Below are 24,640 nucleotides of genomic sequence, written 5' to 3'. Positions count from 1 at the left end.
AGAATCTATCGGCTGCAAAGGTATGAAGATTTTTGCGAATTATACAAAAAAAGGACACTTTTTTGCATTAATCCAATAAAAAGCCGTAATTTTGCACCCAGATTTCGAAATTCCTATGAAGATACTCATTACAGGAGCCAGCGGATTCATTGGCTCGTTTATCGTGGAAGAGGCGCTGAAGCGCGGGTTTGAGACGTGGGCTGCCGTCAGGGGAAGTAGTAAGAGAGACTTCCTGCAGGACGAGCGTATCCATTTCATAGAACTGAACCTGAGCAATCAGACGCAGTTGGAAGAGCAGTTGAAGGAACATTCGTTCGACTACGTGGTGCATGCTGCCGGCGTGACGAAATGCTTGAATACCAGCGATTTCTATCGTATCAACACAGAGGGTACGAAGAACCTGGTGCGTGCGCTCATCAACCTGAAGATGCCCCTGAAGCGCTTCGTGTATCTCAGTTCGCTGAGTGTCTTTGGCGCTATTCATGAACAGCAGCCCTACGTGGAAATCAAGGAGACAGACACGCCTCAGCCCAACACGGAATACGGTAAGAGTAAGCTGGAGGCAGAGCAGTGGCTGGAGAAATTAGATTTCCCCTACGTCATTCTCCGTCCCACAGGCGTCTATGGCCCTCGTGAGCGCGACTATTTCCTGATGGCAAAGAGTATCAAGCAGCATTCTGATTTCGCTGTGGGCTATCAGCAGCAGGACATCACCTTCGTCTATGTGCTCGACGTAGTGCAGGCTGTCTTCCTGGCTTGCGAGAAGGGACAGACAGGCAGGAAGTACTTCCTCTCTGATGGCGAGGTGTATCAGTCAACCACGTTCTCCGACCTCATCCGCAAGGAGTTAGGCAATCCCTGGTGGGTACGCATCACGGCACCTATCTGGGTGCTGCGCGTCATCACCTTCTTTGGCGATAAGTGGGGACATATCACAGGCAAGATCTCAGCCCTGAATAATGATAAATACCATATCCTGAAGCAGCGCAACTGGCGATGCGATATCGAACCAGCCCGTCGCGAACTGGGCTATGAGCCAGAATACACGTTGGAGAAAGGCGTACCCCTGACAATCAAGTGGTACAAAGAAAACGGATGGCTGTAGGGAGTTAAGAGTGAGGAGTTAAGAATTAAGAGTTAAAAGTTGATTAAGAAGATATTTGCTGTAGAGAAGAAGTCCAGGAAGGGCTTGATGGCGGTGGAGTGGATCATGTTGGCTTACACCATTTTCACCACGTTGTTTATCCTTGTTACATGGGTGCGACTGGCGCATCCCGTTGATATGCTCTGGTTCAGGGCACAGTCGGTCATTCTCACCCTGGCCCTTTGGGGCGTCTACCGACTGTATCCCAGTCGCCTGACAACCCTCTTTCGTGTCATCGGTCAGCTGCTGTTGCTGTCGTGGTGGTATCCTGACACCTACGAACTGAACCGTATCTTTCCCAACCTCGACCACCTGTTTGCAGGCTATGAGCAGTCGCTCTTTGGCTTCCAACCCGCTTTGACGTTCTGTCAGACCTTCTCGCATCCTATCTTCAGCGAGTTGATGGCAATGGGCTATGTAAGCTATTATCTGCTGTTTGTAGGTATCGTCTTCTTCTATTTCTTCTGTCGCTACGAGCATTTCGAACGCACGGCCTTCATCGTTGTAGGCTCATTCTTCCTGTTCTATCTCATCTTCGATTTCCTGCCCGTAGCAGGTCCGCAGTTCTATTTCAAGGCTGTGGGTGTAGACCAGATAGCCCAGGGCATCTTCCCCAATATAGGCGATTACTTTAACACCATACAGTTTGACGTCCATAATCGCGACTTCATCCTGCCCATTCCCGGTTGGGAAGACGGCATGATGTATAAGTTACTCATCATGGCCCACGATGCAGGCGAGCGCCCCACCGCAGCCTTTCCCAGCAGTCATGTGGGTGTGGCCACGATAGTGATGTGGCTGGCATGGGAAACAAAAAACAGGAAGGTGCTGTTCACCTGCCTGCCTTTTGCCGTGCTGCTGTTCTTCAGCACCTTCTACATCCAGGCCCACTACGCCATCGACGCCATTGCCGGCCTCTTCTTCGGCACCCTGTTCTATTTCGCGCTGAAGTGGGGGTATAAAGTTTTTTAGGAGTTAAGGAGTTAAAGGAGTTAAGACGATAGTTTTAGAACACCGTCTCATTCAGGTTCCTTTTCAGGAAGAACTGTTTTGTTGCCAGGAAGAACAGGGCAACGCCTGAGCCGTTGATAAGCACTACGGTCCAAAAAGCGGCTCCATAACTGATGAGCTCTGCGATGACACCTCCCACGAGGATGCCCAGTCCCATGCCGATATCCCAGGAGATCAGGATGGTAGAGTTGGCCGTACCGCGCTGGTTGTTGCTCGCCACGTTGATCGTCATATTCTGGAAAGCAGGCCACATGTGACCGTTGCCCAGTCCAATCAGCAAAGCCGACGCATAATAGCCCACCATATTAGGCACCAGTATAAACAGCGTGTAGCCGATGAGCGATATCACCATGCCGCTACCCGCATTATGCGTCAACCTACCCTTACGCAACGCCTTGCCACCTTGTATGCGCGACAGTATCAGTCCTACGCTGCACAGCATGAAATACGTGCCAGTGCCACCCGTGATACCCATCACCTCCTTGCCATAGATAGCCAGATAGTTGCTCAGCACGCCAAAGCTGAAGCCAAAGGCCACCATATTGACGCCTAAGAGCCAGCCGCGCAGAAGGAAGAAGCGGTCGAGGGTAATCACTCCCCGCCCTTTAGGGAGGGGCTGGGGGCGGGTCTTTACCGTACTATCAACCATCAGTCCCCCTACTGCCACTGCCAGCGCTATCCAGAACAGCAACTCAAAGCTGCCACTCCATTGATAGACGAAGATGCCGATAGTGGGGGCGATAGCCATCGCCAGGTTGTTGGACAGACCGTAATAGCCGATGCCCTCTGTACGCCGACTGCTGGGCAACACGTCGATAGCCACCGTCGAATTGGCCACCGTCAAGGCACCAAAGGGACCGCCGTGCAACGTACGTACTATCAGGAACAGCAGGAGTGTCGACGCTGCCAGATAGCCTGCAAAGAAGATGGCGAAGGCCGTAAAACAAATCAGCAGCACCTTCTTGCGAGGAAACGTATCTACCACATACCCGCTGAACGGACGTACCAGCAGGGCCGTGATGGTATAGCCCGACAGCACCATGCCAATCACATCCTTCGTGGCTCCGAAGTGCTCACTCAGATACAGCGGCAATAGTGGCGTCAGCACATAAAAGGCAAAAAACAGCGAGAAATTCGCCGCCATCACCTTACAGTAGTTCGCATTCCAAAGTTTGTCTTGTGTCATGATGGCTGCAAAATTACTAAAAAAATCGTAATACTTCGTTTGTATTTCATAATTTATTCGTACCTTTGCGCCCAAATTAAACAGCGATAACAACTATGGGCGGATTTTTCGGAACCATTTCCACACGTGACTGCGTAAACGATTTGTTTTACGGCACAGACTACAATTCACATCTTGGTACTAAACGAGCAGGTCTTGTGACCTTCGACAAGGAGAAAGGCTTTAGCCGTAGTATCCACTCTCTAGAACGCGATTATTTCCGCTCAAAGTTCGAGGACGAACTCCATGATTTCTGTGGTAATCAGGGACTGGGTGTTATCAGCGACACCGACCCTCAGCCAATCATCATCAACTCACATCTGGGCCGTTATGCCGTGGTGACTGTTGCTAAGATCAACAACCTGCGCGAGATTGCCGATGAACTGCTTGCCCAGCGCATGCACCTCAGCGAACAAAGTGCCAACAACCTGAATCAGACAGAGTTGGTGGCACTTATCATTAATATGGGTTCCACCTTCGTTGAGGGTATCAACATGGTATACCGTAAGATCAAGGGCTCATGCTCCATGCTGATTCTTACAGAAGATGGTATCATTGCTGCGCGCGACGTACTGGGACGCACACCTATCGTGATTGGTAAGAAGGAGACGCATCAGCTCTCGCCCATCGGCACAGACGACTGTGTCAAGGCGCATGCCGTAAGTAGCGAGACCACCAGTTTCCCCAATCTGGACTATAAGCCCGTGCGCGACCTGGGTCCTGGCGAGATTGTACGCCTCAAGGCCGATGGTTTCGAGGTACTGCAGCCAGCCTTCAAGCGCTGTCAGATCTGCTCGTTCCTGTGGGTTTACTACGGATTCCCCGCATCCAACTATGAAGGTATCAACACCGAGTATGTTCGTGAGAAAAACGGACGTATGATGGGTGAGAAAGACGATATCGAGGCCGACCTCGTTTGCGGTATCCCCGATTCTGGCGTAGGTATGGCCCTGGGCTATGCTGAAGGTTCTGGCATTCCCTACAAGCGTGCCGTACTGAAATATACGCCTACATGGCCTCGCTCATTTACGCCTGGCAACCAGAGTCGTCGTGACCTCGTGGCCAAGATGAAGCTGATTCCCAACGCAGCCCTCCTGAAGGACCAGCGCGTGGTGTTCTGCGACGATAGTATCGTGCGTGGCACACAGTTGCGCGACAATGCCCGCGAGTTCATACAGAACGGCGCCAAGGAGGTACACGTACGTATCTCTTGTCCTCCCCTGGTCTATGGCTGTCCGTTTATTGGTTTCACCAACAGTAAGAGCGACCTGGAACTCATCACCCGTCGTATCATCCGCGATTTCGAGGGCGACGACAAGGCCAAGCTCGACCAGTATGCCAAGACCGACTCACCTGAATATAAGCGCATGGTAGAGGAGATTGCCCGCCGCTTGGGTCTCACCTCCCTGAAGTTCGCTCATATCGAGGACCTCATCGAGTCTATCGGCCTGCCCAAGAGCCAAGTCTGCACCCACTGCTTCGACGGCAGCAGCTACGACCAGCAGGGCGACGGCGAATTCTTTGGATAAAAGAAACTGAAACAACATAAGCAAGCGACCGAGGCTATCATCACAGATGTTCTAATTCACAACAATGAAACAACGATATGTAGGAGTAGTGTTTCTCGCACTGACAATCGCTTCGGGCATGATGAGCCTGAACAGCTATAAGGCAACGGAGGTGCTGGTGACTGCCGATATGAACCAGGCACTGGCCAAGGCTCTGGAAGAACAGCAGTCGGACGTTATCAGCGCTGATACGATTCAGGTGTTCAACAATCATCTGCAAATAGAAGGATTGAGAGGAAATGCTGTTCTGGCTGTAGACACCAAGAAAGGATTCCGTCCGCGGCCACAGGTATCAACAGCGACGATTCTCTCACTCTCTGACCAGCGTCCTTCGATGATTCTCTGGTCGATGGCACTGCTGTGGGGACTGTTCGGTCTGTATCAGCACAGACGACTGTCTGTATTAGGACTGTATGGCGGTCTGGCCCTGCAAGAAGGAAGATTTGTCAATGCTAAGGGCAGCGAAGTAAAACTGACCCCCATGCAGCAGCAACTGATGGAAATGCTGTGGCAGTCACCCTCACATCAGCTGTCGAAAGCAGAGATATGTGATGCCCTCTGGCCCAAGAAACCCGATGCCAGCGAGACACTCTACACGCTGATCCGACGACTGAAACCCATCATAGAAGAACAATCCGACCTCAAAATCGAGTCAGACAGAGGAAAGTCATACAGCCTGAAAATCAGATAGATAGAAATCTGTCAGACAATTGTCAGACAAATGTCAGGAAGTATTTTCGGCTAACAGGCAATCTCTTCATATCTTTGCAATCAAAAACAGCAAACGTATGAAGAGATTGTTTTTTATGCCCCTTCTCGCCACTATGATTGCAGTTCATGCCCAGGACATCAAGGAGGGAGAAATGCTTCACGAGGTCACCGTAAAAGGGTCGAAGGTTGTCCAACGGGTAGATGGTCAGACCATCTATCCCACGCGCCAGCAACTGGAGAGTTCGTCCAACGGCTATTCGCTCTTGTCGAAACTGACCCTACCCCACCTGCGTATCGACCCCGTGATGCATACCGTCACGGCTCTTTCCAATCTTGGGAGTGTGCAGGTGCGCATCAACGATATCGTGGCATCAAAGGAGGACCTGCTTTCGCTTGACATGAAGGCCATACAGCAGATTGACTACATCGATAATCCAGGAGTCAGATATGGTGAGGGTATTGCCTACGTCATCAATATCATCGTGAAACGGCCTGTCAGCGGATATGACATCGGAGCAGACCTGACAAATACGCTCACGGCCGTTAATGGCGACGAGACCGTCTATGGGAAGTTTAACTATGGAAAGAGCGAGTTTGGCGTGAACTACTCGCTGGACTATCGTAACTTCAAGGGGTCGGAATATGAGGAAACGGCGACCTACGAACTGGAGTCGGGAACAGCATACAACGTCCTGCGCCAACAGTTAGAGGGACAGAACAAAAACCTTGACCAAAAAATCCAGTTGACCTACAGCCTGAGTGATTCCAACTATGTGTTCCAGTCGAAACTCTCAGCCCGTCGGGACATCCAGCCCAACCGCTTGTTTTCAAGGTTTGAAGGCTACGAAGATCTTTCTTCATCGCGTACCTCATCGCCCGTGCTCGACCTCTATTTCCATCATGACTTTGGGGCACATCAGTCGCTCACAGCCAATGCCGTAGGAACGTATATCAAGACCGACAGCCACGCTGAGCACAACGAGGGTGGCAGTTATGCCTACGACGTGACAGGTAAGACTTATTCGCTCTGGACGGAGGCCGTCTATGAGAACCGCCTGAAACCTTTCACGCTCTCCTTGGGTACCCAGTATGGACAGAAATATATCAATAATGCGTATTCGGGTGATGCCGATGCCTCCAACGCCATGCGGTCATCCATGCTCTATTTCTTCGGGCAACTGAAAGGTCGTCTTGGCAAGCTCGCCTACATGGGTGGCTTAGGCGTGAGCTCCCGATATTACCGGCAAGGCCAATGGAATGACCGTTTTCTGCTGTTCCGTCCTAAGATGACCCTTGCCTATCCGTTGGCCAGGAGCCTGAAGATAAAATACGACTTTGAGGTGTCGCAACACGTATCGCAGATTGCGCTCGTCAGCGATGTCAGCATCAAACAGAATGCAATGGAGACGCTCGTGGGCAATCCAGAGATAACCCCCAATCGTGTGACCTCGCACGACCTCCGCCTGATATACTCCACGCCGAGAATCATGAGCGAACTGCAGGGCTACTGGCGACTGAATGCCAACTGCAACATGGAGAAATACTACCGCAAGGATGGCCATTTCTATCAGACGCAGACAAATGCCGACAACGAGTGCAGTTTCTTCTATATCCAGAGCGAGAACCGTTGGGAGGCCATACCAGAGCATCTTTCCCTCACCCTCTACGCTGGCATTTACCGCTTTTTCAACTTTACCGATACCTATCGCCATACCTATACGGCATTCAATGGCGGTGCCAGCGCCGAAGCCTATCTTGGGAAATGGACGCTGACCGCCTACGCCGACAACGGATGGAACTTCATGGAGGGAGAACATCGTGGGCATCAGGCAGCAGCGTGGTATCTTACGGCTTCCTATCAACTGAAAAACATCACCCTGTCCCTGTATGCCCAGCATCCCCTATGCTCTAATCCGCTCAATCATCAGACAGAGGTTCTTAGCCGATATATCCACAAGGAGGTGTCACAGCACAGCCGGGATCTGGGCAACATGCTGACCTTTAACCTCACGTGGCATCTTTCCTCTGGCCGTAAATACCGTGATATCCAACGCACCATGAACCATCGGGATACAGAGACAGGAATCCTTCAGGGCAAATAAGCCCTCGCATGGTGGCTCAGTCTGCTATACAGAGAAAATGGGACTGGTGCCACGGGGACTGGTACTGTCATCACTGGATGCCCATGTCGCGCAGCACCAACTTGGCGCGTGCCTCGTCGTTGAACTTCGTGGCGATGTAGAGACACTCGGTCTTAGTAAGCGAGTAGCAAGGTACTTCACGAGTTCCACCGTTAGGCTGTTTGATGGTTCTGGATGTCAGCCGAAAAATCGACCCACATATTTTTATCCATGCAGGTTCCATCTTTCGGATAGCCTTGAAGATGCCACGGGGACTGGTACTTCGTTCCACCGTTCGGCAATTGGTAGGTTCTGGACGAGAGTCCAAATTTGGACCCTTGTACTTTTTCCCATGCAATCTCCATCTTTCTAATGTTGCGCATGAGATGAAAATGTTGTTTACCTGTCAGCTCAGCAATTTCGAGCGACGTGATTGTTTGTACTGTATGATTAATAATGTTTGTTTTCATTGTTTGAGTTGTTTTAAGCGAGAAGAAGGTTGGAATCTTTGCGCCGATTTCTTCTCCAAAAAAGTGGCTTTTTATCATTTTACAATCTGTGGTCATTTGGTCAAGGTCATTTGGTCAAAATCAATTTCGGGAACGCGGTCATTGCTCACTATATATAAATATAAATATTTATATTATAGTGGCGGATTTTGACAGTCAGTTTTCGATTTTGACAAATGACCAAATGACCAAATGACCGCGCAAGACAAAAATAGACAAAATAATCTTGGATATGTATTCGTAGACCGCAATGGAAATGTAGTACCTTTGCATTGTCAAAAATGAGCAACACGCCGTATCGCTGACAGCAAAACGCCGGCTCGCTGAAAGCAACACGCCGTTTCTCTCAAAACGACACAAATAAATCTCAAATCTCAAACCTTAAACCTCAAAATTAAAAACTATGGGAACAATTGAAATTAAGAAGGTGGAACGCAAGGTGACTGTGGGCAAGAAGGGCGAGCAGCGCCAGCAGGTGAAGAAGACCTACGGTAAGATTATCTATCGCGGCACAATGCGACTCACCGACATGGCCGAGCACATCATGAAGCACGGCAGTATCTATACCGAGGACGTGGTCATCGGTGTGATCACCAAGCTGAAGAGTTGCATGCAGGAGATGCTGGCCGACGGCTACAAGGTGAAGCTTGACGGCATCGGAACCCTCTACCCTGTCCTCACCTCCAAGGGCGTTGCTGACGCGAAGGACTTCAGCGCCTCTGAGAATGTCACCCGCCTGGGCATCGCCTTCCTGGCCGACCAGAGCAAGAAGTCTGCCTACAAGGCTTCCGCCATGCGACAGGGCGCTACGCTGAGCACCCAGCTGTACAGCGAGCTGACGGGCGAAGAGACGGAGAACGGAAACACGGAGTCAGGGAACAACGGAGGCACGGAGAACGGCGGCGGCAGTTCTAGCTCCGAATCTGGCAACGGCGGAGGTCCCGTCAATCCTTAAGCCTCGCACAGAGGTTATAATCTCACACAGAAATCACGGAAATCACAGAAATGAGAATCGCCAGCGATTCTTTATCCGCTGAATCCGATTAATCCGTGGTCGAAAGATTTCCGTGATTTCTATTTGCTTTGCAAATACTGGAGGCGCAGCCAATTTCTGTGATATCTGTGGTTTCTGTGTGAACTTAAATAATCTATCGGTGTGAAATTAAAACATTATTACCATGAAGAACAAGGAAGTATGGAAGTTCGTGATTCAAACCACGATTAGTATTCTGTCGGCAATTGCCACTGCACTCGGCGTGACCAGCTGCATGTAAACGACAAAAGTAGGACTGACATTCGAGCATGAATGTCAGCCTTTTTTTTAAAGCCTCATCTGACAAATCAGAAAGAAAAGACCACGATTCTTGATACTATTCATCTTTTTCCTATCCGTTTACTAACAAGTTATCAGCAGCCCTGCATCTCTAACAAAAAACATAAATACGGTTCATGGCAGTGCGAGACGTCTTTCGTAAATTTGCACCTTCTTTTTTACATGAACCCATATGAAATCACTCAGAGAACTATTCCGTATTGGGAAAGGCCCATCAAGCAGTCATACGATGGGACCAGCTAAAGCGGCGCAGATCTACGCCGGACGTCACCCTGAAGCAAAGTGTTTTGAAGTAACCCTCTATGGCAGTCTGGCAGCAACAGACAAGGGTCTGGTCCGCTAGGACTGCCACGCAAGGCGGCCTCTACCTATTTGAAGGCACAGGACTTCCGCGAGCCACTCAAAACGCGTGGCATGCTGTATGCCTATGCCCGTGCTGCCGACTCGATTCTCTATGCCATCACTTCTGATGGCACCCATCGCATATCGTTCGACCATGTGGTGCAGGTGATGAAGCGCACCGGCCACGACCTGCCATCACTCTACAAGGAAACCAGTCAGGGCGGACTGGCATTGAAATACGAGGAAGAGATGAGCGGTCTTTGAGCTTTTTATAATAAACGCCTCTTCTCTCCGTTATATAGGATATACGACAGATAACGACCAATGTACAAAAAAACGATTACCACAATCATCCTCGTCGCCGCCACCCTGACCGCGACGGCACAGGTCCTCACCAAGCAGCAGATGCTGGAGGACTACGACCAGCTCTATACGACGCTGACCACGAAGGTGCCGCACTTTGCCGTGCGCAAGCGTGTGACGGGCATCGACATCCCCAAGGAACTGCGGCGCATACGGCACGACATCGACACCGTGACCTGCGACGGCGGTTTCTACGACGTCATCTTCCGCGCCCTCGCCGCCTGCAACGACAAGCATATCAGCCCCAACCAGACCCGTGACTCCGTGGCTATGGCTCATACGATGGATGCCTACAGGAACCACTTCCGCTACGGCAATGCCAATGCCAAAGGCATTTTCTACATCGACGGCAAGTACCTGACGCTTGGCTTCAAGGACAAGGACACCGAGGTCATCCCATTCTTCGCCGAACTGACCCACGTGAACGGCATCCCCGTTGACAAGTACGTGGCCAAGTACAACAGCCGTGTGAACAGTGCCAACCGCTGGGACTTCAAGCACAAGAAGGCGTGGGCCAGCAGCCTCTTCGACCCGCGCATCATCTACAAGACCGACAAGTTCACGTGGACGGTCGTCATCGACGGCAAGCCGCAGACCTTCGACATGACGGGGCTGGCGTACAACATACCCCGCGTCAAATCCGACAACGGAGCCTACAAGGTGAACTACTTCGACCGCGACTCCACGCTCTACATCCGCATCCCAGAGATGAAAATCGGCCAGGCCGAATGGCTTGAGAACCAGATTGCCAGTCACAAGGGCAAGGCCATCCGTCGCGTCATCATCGATGTGCGCGGCAATGGCGGCGGCAACGACATGACGTGGCACCGCGTCCTCTCGGCCATCATCGACCGCCCCCTGCATTATAGCATCCGGCAGGCCGTGAAAGACCTCAGCGTCCTCGGTGGCGAATACACAGACCCCCGCGAAATCAAGGTCTATGGCGACCGCCTCACCGCCTTTCTCGACGAGGACAGCGAGACCACGCTGCAGCCCAGCGACCGCACTATCGGCTACAGCGGCACCATCTACATCATGTTTGACCACAACATCTTCTCCTCCACCTACGCCCTTCTCTCCGCCTGTCTCAGCAGCGACCGCCTCGTCAGCGTAGGCCGACCCAGCGGCTTCCTCGGCGGACTCGGCGGCACCCCGTGGGGCGACATCCTTCGCCATTCGCGCTTCTCCTACCGCTATCCCATCACGCTGGAGATAACCGATGCCGATGCCGCCAATCCCGAGACGTACTACAAAGACCAAGTGGAGATAGAAGTATGGCCGACCATCGAGCAACTGCGCACCCAGACCTTCTACGACGGCGGCCAGCACACTGAGGATTTTCTCTACAATCACGACTGGGTGTTCCGCAGAATATTGGAGGAGTCGAAGAAATATAAAAATGAAAATATATAGAGAATATTTTAGAAGATAAAAGAAAAATTACTATCTTTGCACTCAGAATAATATGGTAAATATTCATGAGTAATATCAACGATATATATGAGGCGATTGATGTTGACGGCTTCAGTAAGTCAACACTACACCTTATAGACGAATATATAAACGATATAGAAAATGGAAGAACAAATTTTTCTAGATTTAATGAACAAGAGCATGCAGGCCTCTGTAAGGCAGGTGCGGTTGTCATTGGGGCGTCCGTCGTCGCAAGCTACGCGCGCAGAAGCATTACAGCAAGTTGCCATGCTGAAGGCCGCGAAGGAGACCCATTTAACTGGGAAATAGACGAAAAACAAGAGCAATTGATTGAGCAGTGGGCAAGAGCAGCTGGATTGTGGTTTGACAATTCTGACAGCATCCTTCAGAAGAACTATGGCCCCATGATTGCACAAGGTGCAGAGGCCAAAGTGTACTATAAAGAAGGCTATCCCACCGTAACCAAAGAGCGAACATCTATTTATTCCACTACTGACAAGGCGCTGGATGCTATTGTACTTCACAATTGCCTATTTCCAGAGACAGCAATGAATGCCTTTGGTTTTACTCGCGACTCTGACAATCTGTTTAGAATCATACTGACACAGCCATACGTTCGCTGTCTGAGACTGGCTACCAAGCAGGAAATCGACACACTCGTTTCAGAAAAGGGCTTTCACGACAACGGGGATGGTCAAGGTGTAAACTACATCTCCGATCGAATTGCACTAGAAGATATGCATCCCGCTAATGTATTTATAGACGAAGTTAGTTCAAAAGCAATTTGTATTGACTGCATTGTGAAGTTTAAAAATACCAAATGATATCAGTCTATATTGAAACATAAACAAATCAACACAAAGAAAAGGATGAAAAAAGTATTATGGTTAGCAGCACTTCTGGTGGCAGGTCTGCCAGCAAGCGCACAAACAACGGACAATGCCAAGAAGGCGGTGCCTATGCAGAAGGTTAAGGTGGTGGGGAAATCTGCAAAGACGTTAGAACAGGTGAAGGCCGAGAAAGATGCCAAGACAGCCTTCATAGGTCAGCAGTTCACGGACTTCGAGATGGCCGATACGGAAGGCAAGATGCACAAGTTGAGCGAATACGTAGGTAAGGGTCGCTGGGTGCTCGTTGACTTCTGGGCTTCTTGGTGCGGTCCCTGCAGAGCAGAGATGCCTCACGTGACAGCAGCCTACGAGAAATTCCACGCCAAGGGACTGGACATCGTTGGCATATCATTCGACTCTAAAAAAGACGCCTGGCTCAATGCTATCCAGACGCTCAACATGCCGTGGATAAACCTCTCTGACCTGAAAGCATGGGACTGTGTGGGTGGAAAGATATACAAGGTCAACTCCATTCCAGATAACCTGCTGATTGACCCACAGGGCAAGATCGTAGCTCGTGCTCTGCGTGGCGAAGCTCTACAAGCTAAGTTACAAGAGGTATTAGGAGAATAAAAAGTTAATCCGCAGGCTTGGTAGCTTGCGGATTTTTTTGTAACTTTGCAGCCGATTCAAGGGGTGCCCGATGTTTCGGGCTGAGATAATACCCTCTAACCTGATCCGGATTATGCCGGCGTAGGGATGGAACGCATATCAAAAAAACCCTTATTAAAGATTAAAGATTAAACATTAAAAAAAAGGGAATGAAAAAGATTCTTTTTGGATTAACGGCATTCATCGCTATGAATGCAACAGCCCAGAACGCTGGCGATTTGAAGAGGACTCCCAATGATTCCATCAAATTGCTGAAGCTGCAGGGCGTAACAGTAGATGGTGTACGTTCGAGAACGACGGGGACACCACATGTCTATCTCTCAGAGAAAACACTGAGCAATTTCTCCAACTCCGGTCAGGAGCTGCCTTTCCTCTTTGCTCGCACACCCGGTGTGTTGGCATGGAGTGAGAACGGACTGGGCACAGGAACCACCTATATGCGCATTCGTGGTGCTGGCGACTCACGTATCAACGTGACCATCGACGGCGTGCCCCTCAACTCGCCCGAGGACCAGTGCGTGTTCTGGGCCAATATGAACAGCTATGCCTCCCTACTGAACAGCGTGGAGATTCAGCGCGGCGTGGGCTCATCGACTAATGGCGACGGTGCCTTTGGCGGTGCCATCTCGCTGCAGACAAAAGCCCCCTCGCGCAAGGCTGGTGGCGAACTGTCGGCCTCGTACGGTGCCTACAACACCTATAACCTGGGTGGCAACTTCTCCACGGGTCTGCTGTGGAACCACCTGATTTTCGATGGTGCCTATCATGAGACCAACACGGATGGCTTTATCCACGGCACCGACGGACGCAGCGGTTCCTACTACGGCGGACTGACCTGGTTGGGCAATGACTTCATGATCCGCTATAAGAACATCGGCAATTTCGAGAAGACGGGTCAGGCCTGGAATGGCGTCACCGCCGGCGACAACGACTATAGTATCATGGATGGCTGTCTGGACGACGGTTCATGGAGCTATAACCTGCCCACAGGTATCAAGACCTATGAGGACCTCTACAACGCTGGCCTGGGCCGCTATAACACGCTCTACGAGACGCTGACATACGGCAGCAACGGCAATCTGTTTGAGAAAGATGCCAACGGCAACTACGTAACACATCGCTGGGAGATGGCCGACGGCTCTTACTGGCCCAGAACCACGGATAACTTCTGGCAGAACCATAACATCCTCTCGCTGTCATTGCAGCTCTCCGAGAAATGGTCGGCCTCAGCCTCGCTCCACTATACCCACGGCTATGGCTACTATAACGAGTTCCGCTACCATAAGAAGGCTGGCGAGAAGTTCGGACTGAGCACCAACACCAAGACCGACTTCGTGCGCAAGAAGGGACTGGAGCAGGATGCCTACGGACTGGTGGGCCACCTGCGCTACAACGACAGTCGCTGGAACGTGGTGGGCGGCCTCTCTGTACAGCAGTTCAATGGCAACCACTTCGGCTATATCACCTACATCAAGGACGAGGCGCTGCGCACGCAGTATCTGGCCAATGGCGACCACAAATACTACGATTCTGACGCAAAGAAGTTTGATGGCAGCATCTATGTGAAAGGCGACTATCAGTTGACCAACGACTGGGCTGCTGATGAATGGTATCTGACGGGCGATGTGCAGTACCGTCGTGTGAACTACAAGACAGATGGTATCAACGACCGTTTTGTGGAGGGTACCGACGGCCTGTGGCACAACCAGACGCTGGACATCGACGAGAAGTACAACTTCGTGAACCCCAAGGTGGGTATCAAGTGGCACTACAGCCCATTCAAGAAGCTCGTCGATATGTACAGTCACACCGCCTTCGCCACGGTGGCCATCAGTCATCGTGAGCCTGAGCGCAACAACTTCACGGACAACTACAAATATCCTAATCCAAAGGCTGAGCAGGTGATTGACTATGAACTGGGTTACAGCTATAAAGCTCCCAACTTCTATTTCGATGCCACGCTCTACTATATGGACTTCAAGGACCAACTGGTACAGACGGGCGAGTTGAGTGATATCGGTGAGAAACTGACCACCAACATCGCCAAGTCGTATCGTGCCGGTATCGAACTGAGTGCAGGCTGGAACATCTGCAAACTGCTGTCTGTAGAGGGTAATGCTGCCCTGAGTCAGAACAAGATCAAGGACTTCGACGAGAAGGTGGAGAAGGACTGGACCAAGAACGCAGCTACGTTCCACTATGACAACTCTACCCTGGCCTACTCGCCCTCGGCCATCCTGAACGGTATGATTCATTTCAACTACGAGGGTTTCCAGGCCACCTGGCACACCAACTACGTGAGTCGCCAGTACCTGGACAACACAGAGAATAAAGACCGCTCGCTGCCCGCCTTCAGCTTCAGCGACCTGAAACTGACCTACACCTCGAAGGTTACCAAGGTATCGCCCCTGCACGAGGTGGTGCTGGGCCTGCAGTTCAACAACCTGTTTGATGCCCATTACGCCACCAGCGGCTGGGTATACTCAGCTATCCTCTCGGATACCCACCCCAACGAGAACCGTTACTACCAGATCGGCTTCGTGCCCATGGCTGGTCGTACGGCAATGGCTAACTTAACTCTGAAGTTTTAATGGATTTCTTCATGGCCCATTGGCTTGATATCGTAACAACCGTCCTCGGCTTGGCCTATATCCTACTGGAATATAGGGCAAGTCTGTGGATGTGGGTTGTAGGCTTTGCCATGCAGGCCTTAGGAATTGTACTCTATTATCAGAAAGGACTCTATGCCGACTGCGGCATGGAGTTCTATTATCTTTCCATGACCGTCTATGGTTACTGGAAATGGGTGCGGGGGACATCATCAAAGAATTCTCTTCCCATCACCCACATCCCCCTGCGTCTTTTAGTCCGCTGGAGCGCCATTATGGCGGCCGTGTGGGCTTTGATTTACTGGTTGCTGGTAACTTATACCAACAGCAACGTTCCGCTGGCAGACAGCTTTACAACGGCTCTGAGCCTCGTCGGCATCTGGGCTTTGGCACATAAATACCTGGAGCAATGGTTTATCTGGATAGCTGTTGACGTGGTCACGTCTATCCTCTACTTCTACAAGGACATTCCCTTCAAGGCCTCGCTCTACGCCCTCTACGTCATCATCGCCATCTTTGGCTATATGAAATGGCGCCGGATGATGACATCCGACGCCAAGTAAGGTTTTCCTCCCCTCTATTTTCTTATCACTTAGGCATACGAGTGCATGCCGCCCAGGAAATAGTTCACACCAAAATAGGTCATCAGAATGGTGAGGAAACAAAGCGTCACGTAGATATGATAGGTGAGCGGACGCTGGAAAGCACGGAAACTCTGAGTATGTACCACCGCCGCATAGACCATGAAGGTGATGAGGGCCCACACCTCTTTTGGGTCCCAACTCCAATACGCACCCCACGACACATTGGCCCAGATGGCACCTATGAAGATGCCGAAGCCCAACGTGGTCAGAGCCGGATAGAGAAACACCCGACTGAGCGTGGCCAGCACGTCGGTCTGCTCCTTGCGTTTGGTGTAATGAAAGACAATACCTGTAAGGCCGCAGATAAACGTCAGACTGAGCAGGGCAAAGGCTGTCATGATGATGCTGACATGAAGGGTGAGCAGGGGCGAACGCAGCACAGGCATCAGATGACCTATCTGGGGATCCATCTGGGAGATATGGCTCACCAGCAGGAAGAAGCCTGAGAGCAAGAAGCCGAAGGTGAGAAGAATACGGAAACGGTGCTGCATGCAAAGCGTCAGAAGCTGTACCAGCCACGCCATAAGTAACATTGTCTCGTAACCATTAGACATCGGTATATTGCCACTGACAATCCAGCGCAGAGCCTCACAAGTAGTGAGTGCCAGAAACGACAGCAGCAGCACGCCAAACTGCAGGCGGAATGCCCACTTCTTAGGCCAGAAGAGGAAGATGAAGAAGGACAGGAATCCCATGGTGAGGCACACCATGAAGAGGATAGTGGCAAAGGGTATCGTGTTGTAGATGCGCTCTGACTTCAAACGGAAGTCGGAAGGGATGGAACTGCCGGCATTGTTGTGCTGATAGTCCTTCAGGCGATCCAGATACTCATTGGCCATCGCATAGTTGTCAGCATCCACAGCACTATAAAGCAAATCAAAATAAGACGTCATCAGCAAACGGTTCTCGGCTGGTACTACCAAACTGTCTATCTCTTCTACAGGGGCATACCAACGGGTGACGCCATGCTGAGAGGTATAAGGAAACACCTTCAGCGAAAAGCCGTGTTGCAGTTCGTAGATGGCCCATTTACGATCATCACTTTGTTTCTTCAATGGCACACCACTCCAGTCATCAGCAAAGAACAGATAGCCAGCCAGCACCTGTTCGGCCGTGAGGTCCTCGTAGTGAGTCTTTCCAAAGAGTTTCTTGGTGAAATCTGTGGCATAGGTCTGCAACGGACAGATACGGTCATTATAAAGGATATTCAGCTGTCCCAGTTTGTCGGCGGTCTCCTGAGGAATGGTGCGAGGGGCGGCCGACAGTTCACCAACGCCCAGCAGCAAGGCGAGCACCAGTGTGCCACGTCTCAGTAAGGGCGAACGCAACACCTGGCGGTACTGCCCCTTGGGGTCGATCAACATCCACAGCAGTCCGATAAACAGCAGAGCATAGCCCGTATAGGTCACCGGAATGCCCCAGGGGTCGCTATTCACGGCAAGCACCGAGCCACGCCCATCGTCATCATAACCGCTCTGATAGAGGCGAAACCCCTGCACAGAACAGATATTATTCATGGATACGGTCTCGCTACGCTCACCATCAGCGGTCTTGATACGCAGGTGCGACTCATAATCGGCTGCTGCCGTGGTACCTGGATGACAGACAACGATAAAGGTGTCGAGCTTGACGCTGAACGGCAACGGACGCAGGGTGCCGTCGGCCAGCACATACGAGAGGGCTGTCTCGTTGGGACGCAGATGCAGGATGCCCTGACTGGCAGTAAGATGGGTGAGGAGTGCTCCCAACAGGATAACAAGGAAAGAAAAATGGAGCACCACAACCGACAGTCTGCGGATACGCCTTGACAGGAAATAAACCACAGCGACAGCTGCCAACAGCGCCCACAGGGCCGTGAACCACCACTCAGCATAGAAATTCATGCCGTACAGATGTTCAGCAAATGTGGCGGCAGCCATCACGACCACCACCACAAGATATAATATGACCAGTATCTTCTTCAACATATAGGAAAATTATATTGCTCGCAGGAATTTCACCAGCGCATCACGTTCGGCCTTACTCAGTTTGTAGAAGGCCTCAACAGTGCTATAGGCATCAGAGTCCTTGGAGTAGCCGTGCCACATGATTGCCTCCACCTCGTTGCGCGCACGACAGTCGTGCAGACGGTCCTCGGCACCTGTCAGGCGAAGCGACAGGCCACGTCCCCAAAGTGGCGTGGTACGACACCAGCCCGTACGGATATCATTCTTCATAAACAAGCGGTGCTGCACCATATCGGTGTAGGGCCAAATAGTCTGGTTGGCAAAGCGCGGCAGACTCTTCTGTGGGTCCAGACCCTTCTCCTTGCAGTAGGCCTTGATGCTGGCATCCACCCAATAATCGTCGGAACCCGTCTTCCATGAAGGACGGTGACAACGGGTGCAGCCAATCTGCGCGAAGAGTTTCTTACCCTGCTGCACCTGGGGATCGTCCAGGTTACGGGCAGCAGGCACAGCCAGGCCCCGATGCCATATCATGAAGTCATAATAGTCGAGGTCGCTCATCTCCTCCTTGCCATCCTTGAAGAGGTGCTTGTCGAACGTCTCTTTCTTGGCGATAGAGTTCACGCCCAACAGCTCGTTCACACGGGCAGCAATCTGAGCATCACTACCATCAGCATAATAAGGATGGAGCAGACTCTGTTCGCTGGCACCATTCTCCTTGATATACTTGATGACGTTGGGGTCCTCGCTCTGAGCCTTGGCCCATGCAGGCGTGGTATAGAGGAAGTGACGATCGCTACGTGTCACGTTGGTGATATTCCAGATAGCATTGGCACCAGCACCATCCTGCAGCGAGCCACGTGTCATAGCATACGTGAAACGCTTCACAGGACCATGATCACCGCGATGCTTGCCCAAGTCGTTATAGGCAGCTGAATAATAGGCAGAGGCAGCAAACTTATTATTCGCCTTATCCCACATGGCGGGATTCAGCTCTACGTAAGGACTCTCATTGCGCCACTGTGCCTCCATATCCTCGTCGGTAATGGCATCCAGCAAACCTGTGCCATAGATACCGATGGTTGACTCCAGTCGCACCTCGTAGTTCTCGGGCTTGGGATTGGTATTAAAGGCTGTCTGGGGAATGGTCACCTCAGGATAGATGAGTTCGTATGACTCGCCATCGGCAAAAGTCATGGACAGACCGCTAGGCATCTCTGTCACCTTCTTCCATTCTATCTTGATCTGATTCTCATCGATAGGAGGCGTGAATGGTGCCATAGCCTGCGTCTGGGGCATACCCGTCACCTCAGAGATATAGCTGTTCTTCGTGTAGGCTGGTTTGCCATCGGTACCAATAGGACCATCCTGATTATGATAGATAACCAGCAGATAGCCGTTGCCTATCTCGTTGGCACGATACTGTTCCTGACGCTTGCCGTGGCCATAGCCAGGATGACAATGAATACAACTTGAGCGAACCCATGCCGGTCCGAGACCTTTTCGAGGTTCTGTGTTCAGGGTGTAGAGATGTTCGAAGAAATCCTCTCCATGTTTAAAACGTTCCTGACCGTCGGCCAGCTGGTCAACGGCAGGTGCTGGTGCAGAGTAGCTTCGTTTGGTGGTAGTGCCCAGTTCGCCACCAGGATACCATTCCTCAGCTGTAAAGACGTCATTAGCCTTGCCAAATGCGTCTTCTTTCTCCTCCAAATTATAAGTCTCCTTGACCTCCTTGTCATCACTACAGGACGACAAGAAGGTCAAGGTAGAGGTTGTAATAAGGAAAGAAAGCAGTAATCTTGTTTCTTTCATTCAGTTATATATTTGTTAGTATTATTCCGGAATTTCCACTACTTCATCATCTTCAAATGACTTGTTCCAAATGGTGCTGACATACTTCACAAACGGACCAGGGATAGCGCCAATCTTACTGATGGCACTGCTGATGGCAGCCTCTACGGCCTGTCCGGTCTTAGAGTCGTTCTTAGCAAACCACTGACTCAGGCTCACCTTGGCATTACCCTTGGCGCCATTGGTATTACCGTACCACACGTTCTCGATAGAACGGATATTATTCTGGAAGTCGGTCAGCGAGTTATAGCTGTAAGGTGACTCCACATAGAAGATATAACCACTCTGGAAGGGGTGACCAATCTTACCAGAGCCAACCTCGTCGGCAATGGCTACAGCACTACCCTCATCATCATTGAGTACCTGAGAGAGGGCATCGTTCAGGCCGTCGAAGGTGCTCTCGGTAGAACCTGAGTTCTTCATGTTCCAGCCAAAGCTCTTACCTTTCTTTGTCAGGTAGTCACGATCGGCATCCTGTACAGCCTTCAGACGTTCAGCGTTGGGTGTCTCGCTCCAAGCTACCTCCAGGTTATAGCATGAGAGGACCAGTTCCTTGGCCACAGCCTCTGCATATTTCAGTTCCTCAGCACCCTTCACATCCGTGAATCCTTTATAGGTATCATTGCTCTGGAACTCAGCCACCGTACGGTTCTTACCATCACGGAAAAGCACGAACTCCAAGGCATGGAAGCCCAGGATGCTCTGGTCGTCGAGTGCCTCCTCGCTGAACTCACCAGTGGTGAAATAGCTGTGGAGCAGGTCGCGGTTCAGAGGCCATGAGTCAATGCCTGGGTCGATGTCGAAGTCGCTGGCGGCACCACCCAGGAATGCCTCGCTCTTCTCCCACCAGGCACGAGCCTCCTTGAAGGCAGCACAGGCATTGTCAATGTTCTGCTGTGTAATCTCGTTGGCAGAGAGGTCGCCCAGCGATTTCTGCAGCTTCTCGGCAGCGTCAGCCAGATTCTTATAGGTAGGCACAATGACATTGTCAACATTGTTCTCCAGAATCTGCTGCAGCTCAGCTTTCTGAGCATCGGTCAGATTACTCTTCTCAATCCTGGTCATAGCCAGGTTCAACTGGTTGATGACATCCTCACAGGCATTCATAGCCTGCTGGCCATACACCTTGTTGTTGAAATCGGGGGTATCGTCGTCGTCACTACTGCACGATACAAATCCCATACCCAGTGCTCCTGTTATCATAAACGAAAGAGCGAACTTAAAAATTGTTTTCATAAACCACTATTTTTATTAACTCTTAATTCTTAACTCTAAAGAAAGAATCCCTCATAGGCGATACCGATATTCAGACTCGGTTCGTTGTTGTACTGCCCTTTCAGGAAGCGATGAGAATACTCGGCCTTCACGGCTATCTGCTTCATGGGGTAGTAGTTGACACCAACTGCCATACGGCGTACCACAGAATAATCATAGCTGCTGGCACCCACCTGTTTGGCATAAGGGTCGTATTGCTCGTAGCGTCCAAAGAGGAAGAGACGCTCGCCCCGCTTTCTCATATCACGGATCTGAGAGAAGATATCGTAACCGGCTTCAATTCCAACAGCATAGGCCTCGCTGCTCACCGTACGCATAGAACTGCTATGGTGGAAGGGTGACTTCTTGTTGGTACGGTTATACATATCCATCAGATGCTCGGCATCGCCCAGATGACCATAGTCGGCCTGTCCGCGAACAATCCAGTTGTGACCTTTATACGTGAAATCAAGAGCACCAATGGCTACGGCACCTTTATACATCGTGGTGAGTCCGGTGGCCTCGTTGGGACTGCTGTTGCCGATGCTGTGACCATAATAGCCACTCAAACCGATGCGCAAGCCGGGAATGCTGTAGTTGTCCACACGGGCGCTGACACCAAACTTATTGGCAACCTCGTATTCCGTGGGCGACTTCGTGCCGTTCTTAATCCAATTGCTACGGGTAAACTGATCGCTGTTCAGACCTGCGAGCAACTGCACCTCATAACGCCAGTCTTTCTGACGACCCCAGAACGAGATACCTGTCTGATGCCAGGTACAGGGCAGGATGGTGTTCTCGCCTTCAGGACGATAGACCGTAAAAAACTGCAAAGGCTCGTGATGGGCATTGGTGAGTCCTACAGGGACTACGATATGTCCGGCCTTGATATTGGCCCAACGCGCAAAGGACTTCTGAATCCAGAACTGCTCCAGCTCTACCTCACCACCCTTCTCGGTCTCTTGTTCCCATTCAGCAAACTCGTCGGCCTCCAGTTCCTCGGCAGAACCCGTTCCGCCATGCTCAAACTCAATCTCTGTACCAAAGGTCCAGCCACGACCGAAGTCGTAACTCAGGTAGATTACTGCATGGGGAATGTCCAGACGGTTGTGTGAAGGGTCGTTTTTATGGTTGGCAGCATCATTATAGCGAAAGGGGTTGTCACTATAGAAGTTGCGCGAGAAGACCACTTCTCCGTAACCTCCTACGCTAAGACGGTTGCCACCAGCATGACTCATCACACTATCGGCAGCACTCTCTTGTGCATGAGAGACCGTTGCCATCCCGAATAATCCAAACGCAAGCAATGCGCAAAAATTTCTGTTCATGGTTAAAATCATTCATTCATTAATTTCCGGCTGCAAAGGTATAGCATCTGAAGAAAACATGCAATACTCAAAAATTGCGATTTTGCGAACTTCCTTTTGGCATTTCGGTAAAAATAACTAACTTTGTACCCAATTTTAATGAGACTATAAATATGAAAAGGATTTTTATACTGCTGTCGGCAGCCATGATGGGGCTCTCAAGCTATGCACAAATGAACGTGACACGCGATGATAACCCCTTGCGCAAACTGAGCATTGCAGAGATGGCAGTGAAGGCACTCTATGTGGACGAGGTCGATGAGAACAAACTGGTAGAGGATGCCATACGCGGCATGCTGGAGAAACTGGACCCCCACTCTACTTATACCACACCCAAGGAGACAAAAGCGATGACGGAGCCCCTGAACGGTTCGTTCGAGGGTATCGGCGTACAGTTTAACATGGTGGAGGATACGCTCATCGTTATCCAGCCCGTGATCAACGGTCCCTCGGAAAAGGTAGGTATCGTGGCCGGCGACCGCATCGTGATGGTGAACGATACCGCTATTGCTGGCGTGAAGATGACGAAGGAGGAGATTATGCGCCGTCTGCGCGGACCGAAAGGAACCATTGCCGACCTGCGTGTTGTGCGTCCTGGTATCAAGGACCTGCTCACCTTCAAGGTGAAACGCGACAAGATTCCCGTACATACCGTTGACGCCACCTATATGATTCGCCCAGGCATCGGTTATATCCGCATAGGCAGTTTTGGTGCCACCACCTATGATGAGTTCATGGAGAGCATGCAGAAACTGAAGGCACAGGGCATGAAAGACCTGGTGCTCGACCTGCAGGAGAATGGTGGTGGCTATCTGCAGGCTGCTGCCGATCTGGCCGGTGAGTTCCTGGAGGCAGGTGACCTGATTGTCTATACAGAGGGACGCGTGACCAATCGTCGTGACTATAAGGCACCCAAGCATGGCAGTTTCCGCGACGGACGTGTCGTTGTGCTGGTGGACCAATATACGGCTTCGGCTGCAGAGATTGTGACTGGTGCCATTCAGGATCAGGACCGTGGTATGGTGGTAGGACGCCGTACTTTTGGTAAGGGTCTTGTGCAGCGCCCCATTGATTTGCCCGACGGTTCGATGATTCGACTGACCATTGCCCACTACTATACCCCTTCCGGACGTTGCATCCAGAAGCCTTACGAGAAAGGCGACAAGAAGAACTATGAGAAAGATATCCTGAACCGATTGAATAGCGGAGAACTGATTACTGCCGACAGCATCCATTTTGCCGACTCACTGAAGTATCAGACCCTGAAACAGAAACGTACCGTCTATGGCGGTGGCGGCATCATGCCCGACTATTTTGTGGGTCTCGACACCACACGCTATACCAAGTTCCATCGTGAGCTGGCTGCAAAGAGCGTCGTGATACAGCAGAACCTGCGCTATATCGACAAAAACCGTAAGGCACTGAAGAAACTATATCCCGACTTCCAAACCTTCAAGGCCAACTTCGAGATTCCTCAGTCGCTGATAGATACCATCATCACAGAGGGCGAAAAACTGAAAATAAAGCCTAAGGACAGCCTCGAACTGGAGAAGACGATACCTTACCTCAAACTACAGCTGAAAGCGCTTGTGGCGCGTGATTTGTGGGATATGAGCGAATATTTCTCTGTATTCAACGAGGATAGCGAGATTGTCAACAAAGCACTGGAACTGTTGCAATAGGATTAATTGCATTTTTTATTATGAA

General features: G+C 51.0%; 19 protein-coding genes, 2 pseudogenes and 1 riboswitch. Of the genes and pseudogenes, 15 read left to right on the top strand and 6 right to left on the bottom strand.

The window, feature by feature from the left end; translation table 11 throughout:
- The first annotated feature begins 115 nt into the window (after positions 1-115).
- Together L6468_RS00290 and L6468_RS00285 are read left to right on the top strand one after the other, a co-directional pair.
- Positions 116-1,105 carry an NAD-dependent epimerase/dehydratase family protein gene (locus L6468_RS00290; protein WP_237794016.1) on the top strand — a complete coding sequence of 330 codons (990 nt, stop codon included), beginning with the start codon at positions 116-118 and terminating at the stop codon, positions 1,103-1,105.
- Between the two features lie 39 nt (positions 1,106-1,144).
- On the top strand, positions 1,145-2,116 hold the full coding sequence (locus tag L6468_RS00285) for a phosphatase PAP2 family protein (protein ID WP_237794014.1): 972 nt from the start codon (positions 1,145-1,147) through the stop codon (positions 2,114-2,116).
- Positions 2,117-2,150: 34 nt separating this feature from the next.
- Here L6468_RS00285 and L6468_RS00280 read toward each other — a convergent pair whose 3' ends face one another.
- A complete protein-coding gene (locus L6468_RS00280) occupies positions 2,151-3,341 on the bottom strand; it encodes an MFS transporter (protein ID WP_237794012.1) in 1,191 nt (396 codons plus the stop codon).
- A 95-nt stretch (positions 3,342-3,436) separates the two neighbouring features.
- On the opposite strand from L6468_RS00280, the gene L6468_RS00275 reads away from it, so the two are divergent.
- From L6468_RS00275 to L6468_RS00265, 3 genes are all read left to right on the top strand, one after another.
- A complete protein-coding gene (locus L6468_RS00275) occupies positions 3,437-4,909 on the top strand; it encodes an amidophosphoribosyltransferase (protein ID WP_091853890.1) in 1,473 nt (490 codons plus the stop codon).
- Positions 4,910-4,973: 64 nt separating this feature from the next.
- The gene (locus tag L6468_RS00270) at positions 4,974-5,639 is read left to right on the top strand and encodes a helix-turn-helix domain-containing protein (RefSeq protein ID WP_237794009.1); all 666 of its coding nucleotides are present in this window, start codon (positions 4,974-4,976) and stop codon (positions 5,637-5,639) included.
- A 97-nt stretch (positions 5,640-5,736) separates the two neighbouring features.
- Positions 5,737-7,761 (top strand): TonB-dependent receptor, encoded by a 2,025-nt coding sequence (locus tag L6468_RS00265; protein WP_237794008.1) that lies wholly within the window; start codon positions 5,737-5,739, stop codon positions 7,759-7,761.
- Between the two features lie 70 nt (positions 7,762-7,831).
- Here L6468_RS00265 and L6468_RS00260 read toward each other — a convergent pair whose 3' ends face one another.
- Complete coding sequence (locus tag L6468_RS00260; RefSeq protein WP_237796692.1) at positions 7,832-8,071, bottom strand: Rha family transcriptional regulator; 240 nt, start codon at positions 8,069-8,071, stop codon at positions 7,832-7,834.
- Between the two features lie 620 nt (positions 8,072-8,691).
- On the opposite strand from L6468_RS00260, the gene L6468_RS00250 reads away from it, so the two are divergent.
- From L6468_RS00250 to pnuC, 9 genes and pseudogenes are all read left to right on the top strand, one after another.
- Positions 8,692-9,243 (top strand): HU family DNA-binding protein, encoded by a 552-nt coding sequence (locus L6468_RS00250; RefSeq protein ID WP_237794006.1) that lies wholly within the window; start codon positions 8,692-8,694, stop codon positions 9,241-9,243.
- Positions 9,244-9,466: 223 nt separating this feature from the next.
- The gene (locus tag L6468_RS00245; RefSeq protein ID WP_237794004.1) at positions 9,467-9,562 is read left to right on the top strand and encodes a smalltalk protein; all 96 of its coding nucleotides are present in this window, start codon (positions 9,467-9,469) and stop codon (positions 9,560-9,562) included.
- Positions 9,563-9,793: 231 nt separating this feature from the next.
- Positions 9,794-9,952, top strand: a pseudogene (locus L6468_RS14775) (serine dehydratase beta chain); the annotation flags it as partial.
- A gap of 89 nt (positions 9,953-10,041) precedes the next feature.
- A pseudogene (locus L6468_RS14770) lies at positions 10,042-10,227 on the top strand (L-serine ammonia-lyase, iron-sulfur-dependent, subunit alpha); the annotation flags it as partial.
- Between the two features lie 270 nt (positions 10,228-10,497).
- Positions 10,498-11,739, top strand: a complete 1,242-nt coding sequence (locus L6468_RS00235) for a S41 family peptidase (protein ID WP_237794002.1) — start codon at positions 10,498-10,500, stop codon at positions 11,737-11,739.
- 65 nt (positions 11,740-11,804) lie between these two features.
- On the top strand, positions 11,805-12,584 hold the full coding sequence (locus L6468_RS00230) for a putative polyvalent protein kinase domain-containing protein (protein ID WP_237794000.1): 780 nt from the start codon (positions 11,805-11,807) through the stop codon (positions 12,582-12,584).
- A gap of 45 nt (positions 12,585-12,629) precedes the next feature.
- Positions 12,630-13,223: a TlpA family protein disulfide reductase gene (locus L6468_RS00225; protein ID WP_348535119.1), complete on the top strand. Its 594-nt coding sequence runs from the start codon at positions 12,630-12,632 to the stop codon at positions 13,221-13,223.
- A gap of 49 nt (positions 13,224-13,272) precedes the next feature.
- A riboswitch (TPP riboswitch) is annotated at positions 13,273-13,367 on the top strand.
- A gap of 44 nt (positions 13,368-13,411) precedes the next feature.
- Complete coding sequence (locus L6468_RS00220; RefSeq protein WP_431356690.1) at positions 13,412-15,853, top strand: TonB-dependent receptor; 2,442 nt, start codon at positions 13,412-13,414, stop codon at positions 15,851-15,853.
- Entirely contained in the window at positions 15,853-16,434 is a 582-nt protein-coding gene (gene pnuC / locus L6468_RS00215) for a nicotinamide riboside transporter PnuC (RefSeq protein ID WP_237793998.1), read from the top strand. The genes L6468_RS00220 and pnuC overlap by 1 nt, the downstream gene beginning before the upstream one ends.
- 29 nt (positions 16,435-16,463) lie before the next feature.
- On the opposite strand, the gene L6468_RS00210 is transcribed toward pnuC, so the two are convergent.
- The 4 genes from L6468_RS00210 to L6468_RS00195 are packed head-to-tail and all read right to left on the bottom strand — an operon-like array spanning position 16,464 to position 22,849.
- Entirely contained in the window at positions 16,464-18,482 is a 2,019-nt protein-coding gene (locus L6468_RS00210) for a cytochrome c biogenesis protein CcsA (RefSeq protein WP_237793992.1), read from the bottom strand.
- A 9-nt stretch (positions 18,483-18,491) separates the two neighbouring features.
- Positions 18,492-20,273 (bottom strand): di-heme oxidoredictase family protein, encoded by a 1,782-nt coding sequence (locus tag L6468_RS00205; protein ID WP_237793986.1) that lies wholly within the window; start codon positions 20,271-20,273, stop codon positions 18,492-18,494.
- A 21-nt stretch (positions 20,274-20,294) separates the two neighbouring features.
- Positions 20,295-21,548: an imelysin family protein gene (locus L6468_RS00200; protein WP_237793983.1), complete on the bottom strand. Its 1,254-nt coding sequence runs from the start codon at positions 21,546-21,548 to the stop codon at positions 20,295-20,297.
- A gap of 35 nt (positions 21,549-21,583) precedes the next feature.
- On the bottom strand, positions 21,584-22,849 hold the full coding sequence (locus tag L6468_RS00195; protein ID WP_237793981.1) for an autotransporter outer membrane beta-barrel domain-containing protein: 1,266 nt from the start codon (positions 22,847-22,849) through the stop codon (positions 21,584-21,586).
- Positions 22,850-23,046: 197 nt separating this feature from the next.
- On the opposite strand from L6468_RS00195, the gene L6468_RS00190 reads away from it, so the two are divergent.
- Positions 23,047-24,615 (top strand): S41 family peptidase, encoded by a 1,569-nt coding sequence (locus tag L6468_RS00190; RefSeq protein ID WP_237793979.1) that lies wholly within the window; start codon positions 23,047-23,049, stop codon positions 24,613-24,615.
- Positions 24,616-24,640: the final 25 nt, after the last annotated feature.

The sequence above is a fragment of the Prevotella communis genome, from assembly GCF_022024115.1.
GTDB lineage: Bacteria > Bacteroidota > Bacteroidia > Bacteroidales > Bacteroidaceae > Prevotella > Prevotella communis.
The sequence above is the reverse complement of the archived record's forward strand: the minus strand, read 5'-3'. Positions and strand labels throughout refer to the sequence as shown.

Bases quoted from the DNA above. Each gene is read 5' to 3' on its own strand.
- L6468_RS00290 (WP_237794016.1), top strand. From the start codon at position 116: ATGAAGATACTCATTACAGGAGCCAGCGGATTCATTGGCTCGTTTATC.
- L6468_RS00280 (WP_237794012.1), bottom strand. From the start codon at position 3,341: ATGACACAAGACAAACTTTGGAATGCGAACTACTGTAAGGTGATGGCG.
- L6468_RS00275 (WP_091853890.1), top strand. From the start codon at position 3,437: ATGGGCGGATTTTTCGGAACCATTTCCACACGTGACTGCGTAAACGAT.
- L6468_RS00270 (WP_237794009.1), top strand. From the start codon at position 4,974: ATGAAACAACGATATGTAGGAGTAGTGTTTCTCGCACTGACAATCGCT.
- L6468_RS00265 (WP_237794008.1), top strand. From the start codon at position 5,737: ATGAAGAGATTGTTTTTTATGCCCCTTCTCGCCACTATGATTGCAGTT.
- L6468_RS00250 (WP_237794006.1), top strand. From the start codon at position 8,692: ATGGGAACAATTGAAATTAAGAAGGTGGAACGCAAGGTGACTGTGGGC.
- L6468_RS00245 (WP_237794004.1), top strand. From the start codon at position 9,467: ATGAAGAACAAGGAAGTATGGAAGTTCGTGATTCAAACCACGATTAGT.
- L6468_RS00230 (WP_237794000.1), top strand. From the start codon at position 11,805: ATGAGTAATATCAACGATATATATGAGGCGATTGATGTTGACGGCTTC.
- L6468_RS00225 (WP_348535119.1), top strand. From the start codon at position 12,630: ATGAAAAAAGTATTATGGTTAGCAGCACTTCTGGTGGCAGGTCTGCCA.
- L6468_RS00220 (WP_431356690.1), top strand. From the start codon at position 13,412: ATGAAAAAGATTCTTTTTGGATTAACGGCATTCATCGCTATGAATGCA.
- pnuC (WP_237793998.1), top strand. From the start codon at position 15,853: ATGGATTTCTTCATGGCCCATTGGCTTGATATCGTAACAACCGTCCTC.
- L6468_RS00210 (WP_237793992.1), bottom strand. From the start codon at position 18,482: ATGTTGAAGAAGATACTGGTCATATTATATCTTGTGGTGGTGGTCGTG.
- L6468_RS00205 (WP_237793986.1), bottom strand. From the start codon at position 20,273: ATGAAAGAAACAAGATTACTGCTTTCTTTCCTTATTACAACCTCTACC.
- L6468_RS00200 (WP_237793983.1), bottom strand. From the start codon at position 21,548: ATGAAAACAATTTTTAAGTTCGCTCTTTCGTTTATGATAACAGGAGCA.
- L6468_RS00195 (WP_237793981.1), bottom strand. From the start codon at position 22,849: ATGGCAACGGTCTCTCATGCACAAGAGAGTGCTGCCGATAGTGTGATG.
- L6468_RS00190 (WP_237793979.1), top strand. From the start codon at position 23,047: ATGAAAAGGATTTTTATACTGCTGTCGGCAGCCATGATGGGGCTCTCA.